Origin of the sequence: Haploplasma modicum ATCC 29102, from assembly GCF_000687835.1 — a bacterium.
Taxonomy (GTDB): Bacteria; Bacillota_I; Bacilli_A; order Acholeplasmatales; family Acholeplasmataceae; genus Haploplasma; species Haploplasma modicum.
In genome coordinates, this window is record NZ_JHYB01000006.1 from 88218 (window position 1) to 97543 (window position 9326).

The 9326-nt window shown below is 28.0% G+C and carries 8 protein-coding genes; all 8 read right to left on the minus strand.

Going from position 1 to position 9326, the window contains the following annotated elements; translation table 11 throughout:
* Positions 1-45 precede the first annotated feature (45 nt).
* The gene (locus T352_RS0105580; protein ID WP_026392122.1) at positions 46-1149 is read right to left on the minus strand and encodes a BMP family lipoprotein; all 1104 of its coding nucleotides are present in this window, start codon (positions 1147-1149) and stop codon (positions 46-48) included.
* Between the two features lie 148 nt (positions 1150-1297).
* Positions 1298-2695 carry a sodium/glutamate symporter family protein gene (locus T352_RS0105585; RefSeq protein ID WP_026392123.1) on the minus strand — a complete coding sequence of 466 codons (1398 nt, stop codon included), beginning with the start codon at positions 2693-2695 and terminating at the stop codon, positions 1298-1300.
* Positions 2655-3860 (minus strand): lysophospholipid acyltransferase family protein, encoded by a 1206-nt coding sequence (locus T352_RS0105590; protein ID WP_026392124.1) that lies wholly within the window; start codon positions 3858-3860, stop codon positions 2655-2657. Before T352_RS0105590 ends, T352_RS0105585 begins: the two co-directional genes overlap by 41 nt.
* Positions 3861-3974: 114 nt before the next feature.
* The gene (gene rnmV / locus T352_RS06685) at positions 3975-4508 is read right to left on the minus strand and encodes a ribonuclease M5 (RefSeq protein ID WP_051615855.1); all 534 of its coding nucleotides are present in this window, start codon (positions 4506-4508) and stop codon (positions 3975-3977) included.
* Positions 4505-5689 (minus strand): HD domain-containing protein, encoded by a 1185-nt coding sequence (locus tag T352_RS0105600; protein ID WP_162151228.1) that lies wholly within the window; start codon positions 5687-5689, stop codon positions 4505-4507. Before T352_RS0105600 ends, rnmV begins: the two co-directional genes overlap by 4 nt.
* A gap of 12 nt (positions 5690-5701) precedes the next feature.
* A complete protein-coding gene (locus tag T352_RS0105605; protein ID WP_026392126.1) occupies positions 5702-6532 on the minus strand; it encodes a VOC family protein in 831 nt (276 codons plus the stop codon).
* A gap of 574 nt (positions 6533-7106) precedes the next feature.
* Positions 7107-7526, minus strand: a complete 420-nt coding sequence (locus T352_RS0105610; RefSeq protein ID WP_162151229.1) for a hypothetical protein — start codon at positions 7524-7526, stop codon at positions 7107-7109.
* 68 nt (positions 7527-7594) lie between these two features.
* Positions 7595-9202 (minus strand): RHS repeat domain-containing protein, encoded by a 1608-nt coding sequence (locus T352_RS0105615; protein ID WP_156951207.1) that lies wholly within the window; start codon positions 9200-9202, stop codon positions 7595-7597.
* Positions 9203-9326 lie beyond the last annotated feature (124 nt).

Here is a 9326-nt window from a genome sequence, read left to right on the forward strand (position 1 = left end):
GAACCTATAAAGTTCCCCTAATTTTTAATTACTTAGTTTAATAGATTATCCGTTAATTTTTGCTTTTAATGCAGCTGTTATTTTTCCTGTATAACCTAGATTATCAACGAATGTTGCTAATTCATCAGCTGTTGTTGGAACAGTTACTGTTTTTTTAACTAATTTATCAAAAATTGCATCATATTGTGCAACTGTAAATGTTTTAAATCTGAAACTATCACCTTGTGGTAGTCCAACTGCTTGATCATTAACACCTAAGTTCCATGTTGTTTTACCTGGGAATTTACCTTCATAGAATGCTTTTAAAGCTTTCTCTGCAGCTTCACCAACACCTTTAACTGCTGATGAGATAACTGTATCTGAATCTTTAGCTTGGTCACTATCTACACCAACTACCCATTTTTTAGTTGCGCCAGAACTTGCATCTTTTGCTGCTGCCATCACTGATGTACCTGCACCACCAGCTGCTACGTGAATAATTTCGATTCCATTACTATACCATGTTGCTGCTTCTGATTTTGTTTGATCACTTGGAGCAAATGATCCTGTATATTTGTAATAGTCTGCTGAGAAATTAAATTCTGTTAAGTTCTTTTCTTTTGCTGCATGATATGCTCCTGCAATCCAACCAATTCCAAATCTTTGAACAGCTGGTACTGCAATACCACCCATATAACCTAATTTTGTAAATCCTTCTAATACTGAAGCATATCCTGCTAAGAATCCAGCTTGTTCTTCTTGGAAGAATACTGATAAAGTATTATCGCCTAATTTACCGTTATATTCACCATCATGTGGAGATCCGTCTAAAATAACAAATTTAACATCTGGATATTTGTCTTGAGCGTGGTAAATTGGTACTTCAAAATAGAATCCTGGAGTAATAACAATTTTTGCCCCTCTTTTAACTGCTAAATCGATAGCTGCTTCATAATCTGATATTGCTTCCCCTGCTGGTTTGAAGTATTTATGAGTTTTACCGTTTTCTTTTGCAAACTTAACGATTCCTTCCCATGTTCCTTGGTTAAATGAACCATCATCAATATCCCCTGTATCTGTAATCATGGCAATTTCATAAGATTTGCCTGTACATGAAACTAAAGTTAAAGCCAATAAAAATACTGCTAATATAGATAAAATTTTTTTCATTATATGCTCTCCTTTTTATTTTCTATCCAGCCTTATTATATAAAAAAATGTTAACACTTTCAAGTATATAATTTATTTATCTATTTATTTGTCATTAATAATAGAAATAGTCATCAAACAAAGATGCTTGATGACTATAAATTTAAGTTTATTTTGCCTTATCTTTTCTTATTAAAAAGTAGAAAAATACAAAGAATAGTACAATCATTAGTGCTAAACTTCCCCATAAATAATACCATCCATCAAGATAGATAATACCTGTAATTAATAGAATTGGTGCTCCAAATAAAACTGCAGTCGATGAACCTGTAACTAAATCATCAGAAGCTGGTGTTTTAAAATCCGGATCTATTTCTCTAAGTAAAGCAATACCGTTGCTTGCTGTTCCAGTTAAGTTGCCAAATAGTGCTGCGAATGCTTCATGCTCATAATCTGGGTATGTTTTCTTAACTACTAATCTTAAATAGTAATATGTTGCAAAACCACCGATTGTAGTTAATACTAATAATGTAATCCAAAACTCCGCTTTAGCAATCATAGAAACATTAATTGCCATAATACTTGCAACAATCATGTAGTCAAATACTACTCCAGTTATTCTGTTTAACATGTATTCATTAGTATATTTTCGTTTCATCCAACCCTTTTTTTGTAAGAAGTTAAGTATTACTTTAAATACTAAAGAAAACAACATCCCAAAAATAAAGTTAAAGCCCCAGATTAATCCAGTAATTGCTTCTACCTTAATTAATGTAGTTATAATTTCCATAAATAAATAACTAAATAGATAAACAACAGCAACAAAAATAATTTGAATACTCATTTTATCAATTGCCTCACTTACAGGAATCTCATTTTTACTTTCAATTACTTCGCTTTTTACATCTTTTGATTCTTCTTCTCTAGCTCTTTTAACTTTTCCTTCACCTGACTTTTTATTAATATAGTAAATTCCAACTACACTTGACCAGATTGTTCCTATTGTAGCAATTGCAAGCCCAAATGACTTACCACCAATAAATCCGTTTTGTTCAAAAATGCCGCCTATATTATTAGCTTGTCCTGGTCCTTGACCAAATCCCATTGGTAATAATAATCCTGAAAATGGTGCAATTCCTTTAAAGAAGTTAAACGTTACAATTGTTATAATAACACCAATAGCACCTTGAATTAAATAAGTACTTACGATGATAAGACCTGTTTTAAATGGTCTCCCCTTTAATTCATTTGTTCCTTCTTTTTTAACTGATTTAAGTCCCATTGCAATAAAACCTATTGCAATTGCATGATATGTTATTCCCTCAAGGAAGCTATTACTAATTAAATATTCACCTTGAATTGTTACGTTTAAACCAATTATTAAATATTTAAGACCAAGTCCTAAAAATCCAGCAATGATTGCTGTGGGAAATAGTAATGTTCTAAATACTTTAACTTTTCTTCTTATAATATTTGCAACTAACAACATTAAAGATAAAATACCAAATTGGACCATTAAGCCCCAACTACTGTAATCCGAATTTATGAATGCTAATATTTTCATCATATATATTTTCTCCTTCATTATAAAATTGATATGTTAATAAATATATGTACGGACTTGTTTCTAGATCAAATCTAAATAACCATGTATCATTATCTTCATAAATGATAATTTGCTTTTTACCTTGAATTGCTAGATTACTAATCTCGCTAAATAAAAACTCTTTTTCAATATGTTTATTATTAAAAATAACTCTATCATTTTTTAAAGTAAAACTTCCTTTTCCTAAATCATGCTTTTTATTTGCATCAGTCTTTGATAAATTAACCGTTCTATCAAAACTAAAGTTTTTATTGTTTCTATAATAATTTAGGTAACTTGTTAATACTTTTTCATGAATCTCTATTAAATTAAAACTTTTATTCTCGTTGTCGGTAACTATACCATTATTTAAAAATTTAAGGGTAAGATTACTAGACTTAGAATAAAGCATATCACCTTTTGTATACGTACTAAAAGGTTCATTTGACTTATAATCAATAAAAACTAATCTCTCTAATCCTTTAGCAATCTCTTTTCCTTTAAAATTGTTATAAGGAAAATCATAAGCATTTACATAGAGATTTTCCTTAACAATATCAAATAGTTCATCATCACTCAAATTTTTATATTCTTCATAATTAATGATTTTTTTAATAAACCCACGGCTTTTTCCTTTTTTATTATAAACAGTCCATCTTCCATTAGAAAAGTATAGTCCTTCAAAGTTATAAAAGATCACTGGTCTTTTTAACATTCTAATTAATTTAACAACTGATGGGCTCATTTTATTAGTAACTCCGTCATAGGTAATATTACCTTCAGGAAATAAGCCAACACTTCCTTTTTCATTTATTATTTGTTTAGCTTTTTTAATTGCACTTAAATCAGAAACTGATTTTGTTTTTTTAATTGGATTAGCAGCGAATACTAATAATTTACTTAATAATCCTAAATTAAAAATTTGCTCTGTTGCAAAATAGTAAATATGAAACGGAAATGATAAACCCATTAAAATTGGATCAATTGATATTGTGTGATTTCCTAAGATTAAATAAGGTCCATCTTTTAAGTCCTTATATTTTTTATATGTATATCTATACTTGATTTTTAAGGGTATAGTTACAAATATTTTTGCTAAAGTAATAATAAATATGTGTCTTTTCTTAACTTCTTTTTTTCTACTCATTACATACTCCTCTTTATTAATATTAACATTATAACATAATTGTTTGTTTGAACCTTAAAATAATAATTTTTATATGGACAATCTCTATATTAAGGTTTTTATAAAAAAAGAAAGCTATTTAATAGCTTCCAATATTTCTTCTTCTGTTATATTTATTTGATTTAATCTTTTAAGTAGTGTCTTACCATTGGTGTGACCTAAGTTTAATGATTCTTCTAATTTTTTTCTAAGGTTACTACTATTATCACTACCGATTATTTTATTATCTACTAAAAAACTCATCGTAATATTATTTTCAAGCAAATTGCTAACTCGATATATTTTACTAAATGCTTCAATAATATCATCTTTTGATAAATGTTCTAATCCGATTTTTTTACGATTATTACTAAATGATTTATGTCTTTCTAGAAAGACGTGACTAACATTTCCGATTTTTTCTTCTAGTTCATTTCTTATTTTAAGGCCAGGAAAATCTGGATCAGTACAAACAACAATTTCAAACTTGTCTTTTATACTATTTAAATATTTAACAATCTCACTGTCTACTGCTGATCCATTTACACTTATAACATTAATATCATTAAAGACTGATTTAAGTCTGTTAACATCATTTTTACCTTCAACTACAAATATTTGATTTTTCATCTATCTCTATAGAAAAACTTAACTTGTTGTTGTTTACCACTATCAACTAAACTGTTAATAACTCTTGATTCTTTATCTAGTGTACTTAATGTTAAGTCATCTTTCAAGATAAATATTTGTTCAGCCATGTTTTTCGTCTCATCATTATAAGTTTGTTCCTGAAGGGTAACTTTCCCTTCAAAATATCTTTTTTCAGTCTCTGTATAGTCTTTTGGTAAATCACTTTCGTTATTTGAATAGTTCCAAAGTCTTCGGTCCATAAAATCAGTTGCTAGAGTTTTTAAAATGTAGTCATTTTCTAGTTTAAAGTTTGAAACTAATCCGTTTATATAATAATCGTCAATCATTAAATAATATTTGATGTTACTTGGATCTTTTAAGATTTCTTTTAATATTCTTACATCAGCCATAAACTTATAGTTTTCTTCAATTAAGTCTTTGACTCTTAAATAAATCTTTTCCAATACTAATTCATAATTTCTAGCCACACGGTGGAAGTAAACTTGAAAGTACATATGATATCTACTAATTAAATAACTTTCTATCGCGTGAATTCCTGATGATTTAAAAACTATTTTACCATCATGAATTCTCATTACTCTAATTAACCTATCAATATCAATATTACCGTAAGTTACACCACAAAAATAGGCATCTCTAAGAAGATAATCTAATCTATCAACATCAAGTTGACTACTGATTAATTGTTCTAGGAGTGGAAATTTATTTTGTTTTAAAATAATTGAAGTAATATCTTCTGCAAAGTTTAAATCAACTTCATCTAAGATTTTTCTTAAATCTTTTGAATTTAATATGATATTTGTACCAATAATCTCATGATCTGTTTTAAAAACATCTTCAAAAGCATGAGAATATGGACCATGACCAATATCATGCAGTAATGCTGTTGCTAAAAATAAAATCTTATCACGTTCGCTTAGTGCTTCTTTTAAATCTTTGTTATTTAGAAATAGTGTTGCTACATGATAAGCACCAATACTATGAGAAAATCTTGAATGTTCAGCCCCATGATAAGCCATTGGCACACCGGCTAGTTGTTTAACTCTTCTAAGTCTTTGAAATTCACTACTATTAATAATTTTGGTTATTACATTATATTCAACACTTATATAGCCATATACTGGATCTCTAAATACTTGTTCTCTTTGTCTTTTTTCCATCTTATCCACCAATTAGAAGTACACTTTAATATTATATATGTCTTTAAAATAGCGTTTATTATCTTCATTTATTATTTTAAAATCATATTTATTTAAATTATCTAGTAATTCTTGTTCTCTTTCCTTATCAATATGTAATTTGTAACCAACTAAACCTAATTCATTATCTTCTCTTTTTTTCAAATTTATACTGAAGGTGTTTGCTCCAATATGGTGATGATATTTTCTATCACTAAAAAATAGTGCTCTTTTTCTAAACTCAAGTAATAAATCAAAACCTAGAACATCTCTAAAATACTTTAATGATCCATCTAAGTTTCTAACACTAAAATGAACATGACCAACTACTGCATCATGTGGAAAACTTTTCCATTCATAAATATTTCTATTCATAATTTTTTCAATATCAATTGGTAATGTATCCATTACTATTTCAGTGTTATCAAATTCCCATGATACACTATCTCTATCAACATAAACTTCAATCCCATTACCTTCTATATCATCTAAATATATTGCTTCACTAACTAAATGATCAGCTCCACCAGTAATTGGATATTTGTTTTTTACTAAGTGATTAATAAATGATGCTAGATCATCTAAATTTTTAAGTAGGTATGCGATATGATATAGTCCTTCTGAATCTCTCTTTATTGCATTCTTATCTTCTTCTAGTGTTAAAAATATTTTATTGTTAACACCTAAGCTTACTAAATTATCCTTTTCTTCAATCACTTCAAATTTCATTATTTTTAAATAAAAATCTAACATTTTATTTAAATCTTTTACTTTAATAATTACACTTTCAATATAGTTTGTTTTGCTATTATGAAAATTATTCATAAAAACACCCTCTTTTCTTTACTATATCTTAATTATAACATACAAATAAAACACATGTTTTAACTAGCAAAAAAAATAGTTATTAAATAGGTTTTATCTTGAAAAACTAGGTTATGATTAATTTTACTTTTTACTTATAATGTTGAAACAATTATCATTGCTTTATAACATATTATTTTTTAGTTGATCATTACTATTATATTGTTTCTATTTTTGTATTAAATGAAAAACTTTTTAAAGTATAAAGAATAAGGATACATCTCTTATAAAGAAAAAATCGAGTATTAACACTCGACTTTGACCTTGATATTAAGCTTCTTAGCATTAGCTTAAGTTTGATTGAAATTACTGACAAGAATGACTATATTTCCTTTTTTATGATTTTTGTAAAAGTTTTTTAATAAAGCCAACAAGTCGATTTCTTAATCATTGTTTAGTTTGTGCTAACGTGGCTATTAGTATAGCCATATTACGCACACTGGAAAACTAAACTTATAAATCCTTAAAAAGAACGTCTTGAATTGAGTTATTTTTTGTATTCGTTCACATAAGCAAGTATTCAAAAATCTATTTTTCATTCTGCACTGATGTTTTTTAATATCAATGTATCAAGCATGTGCTTTAATTCTTGTTCCTTTTTTGTGATAATCATGATTTTTCTTTGATTTGTAAAGATCAATACATACTCTTTATAGAGAACATATTTACCAAAAATCTTATATTCTGTCAAATCAGATGTTTCATAATTAGTTATTTTCCCTTTTGAAGAAAATTCAATTTCGTTTTCTGTGATTTTAATATAGTAATCAAATCTTTCTGATTTTACTATAATAACATTAAACATGATTGCAAATGATAAGCAAACAATAGTAACAATAATATCTTCCCCACTCGGTTGATAATAATCTAATAGTTCAGCAGGTGAAATAAAACGATAAAGAATTATTGCACATGTACCAAAAATGAAACCTATATAAAAAAGAATAGTCAACACTAAATAAATACGCTTCAATGTTTTTGTATCTTCATAAAATGAATTGATTTGTTGTTTATTTTTATTCATTAAAAGTAGTATCCTCCATCTCCATGACCAATCCATCCAACAAGGAAGATAACTGCTGCTGCGGTAGCAGCTGCAGCTCTTGCCCCAGGAATTGGTGTCATTGCTAATGCAACTAATCCTGCGGTTCCCCAACCAATATTAACGGATAGATCATGAGAAGTTAAACCAATATCCATACCGATTGTCATTCCTATGCCGCTCAAACCAATTTGTGCTCCTCCATAAAACCATGGCGTTACCTGCAGACCCATACCAATATCTCCTGGAGTTGCTGCAAAAACTTCTAATCCTAACCAACCACCTACGTTAACTCCGACTCCATATCCAACGCTGCCAAACCCATAATTTGAATATGAATAGAATAGTCCAGGATTTTTATCAGATACTGTAACAGTATATGATACATTCCCTATTAGTAGACTTGCAATCGGATTGTTTATCCGTTTGAAAGAATGATTTGCTTTATTAACATGGTTGGCAAATGGACTAGTTGAAGCCGAACTCCTGCTTGTATTCCACGCTGTGCTAGTAATAGAACTGCTTGTGCTGATTAATGACCCAAATCCACCAACTGAGTTATTTACATTGACAGAGTTATGTACGACGCTATTTAGGTAAATAACTGGATTATTCAAAGAGTATGCATATAGATTACTTCCATTAGCGCTACTTGGATCAAGATAATTATAACTATCAATAGATAGCCATCTTCCTAGTTCTGGATCATAATATCTTGATTCACAGTAATAAAGCTTATTCTCTATATCATAGATATATCCTTTATATAGATAAATATTTAAGTTTTTAAGTTTATTTGCTAGTGCTTGATAATTACCATCTGGGTTTTCTGGTACTATAATAGTTGGTATACCAAATGCTGTATATTCGTATTTTACCACAGTTATATGATAAGCGTCAATAATACTTATAATATTTCCAAGTAAGTCTCTTTCATAGAAGTATTCTTTATCTAAGTAATTAAAACCTATTACCATATCATTACTATCATAATGATATACTAACTCATCATTACTTGTCTTACTACTAATGACTTTATTACCTTCAAGGATATAGTTAGTTATTGTGTTGTTTGCTGACTTTTCTATTCTTATTCCACTTTCATTATATTTATAACTTGATGAGCCAATTTGGATTAAGTTTCTACCTTTCCAAATTAAGTTATGATTAATATTACCTTTTTTATAACTACTTGGATTAAACTTATTATCATTATAACTAAATTCATATAGTACTTCACTATTTGATACTACTTTATCTAACCTGTTTTTAATAGTTCCATTATAAATATATCTGATTGTTTTATCATTGGTTGTTTTACTCGTAATATTACCACTACTATCATAACTATATAATATATTATTTATTAGATGATTATTACTATTATATTTACTTTCACTAATTAATCGTTTAAACTCATCATATTCATATATTATCCCGTCCATAAATAAGTTGTTGTTTAGTCTTACGATATGAGTCACGTTACCTATTTCATCGAATGTATAAATTTTATTAATGCTTCCGGTTTTCTCTATTATTGTATTAGTTTTATTATAACTAGAATAACTATAATTATTTGGAATGTCCACACTTTTTTAAACAGTTTTAGAAAAAAAGAGTGCTTTATACACTCTTTACTCACAAATTTTATATGATACTCTTCATATCAACATAGTTTAGTACGAGATAACAGGGCTATTAGTATAGCTCCGT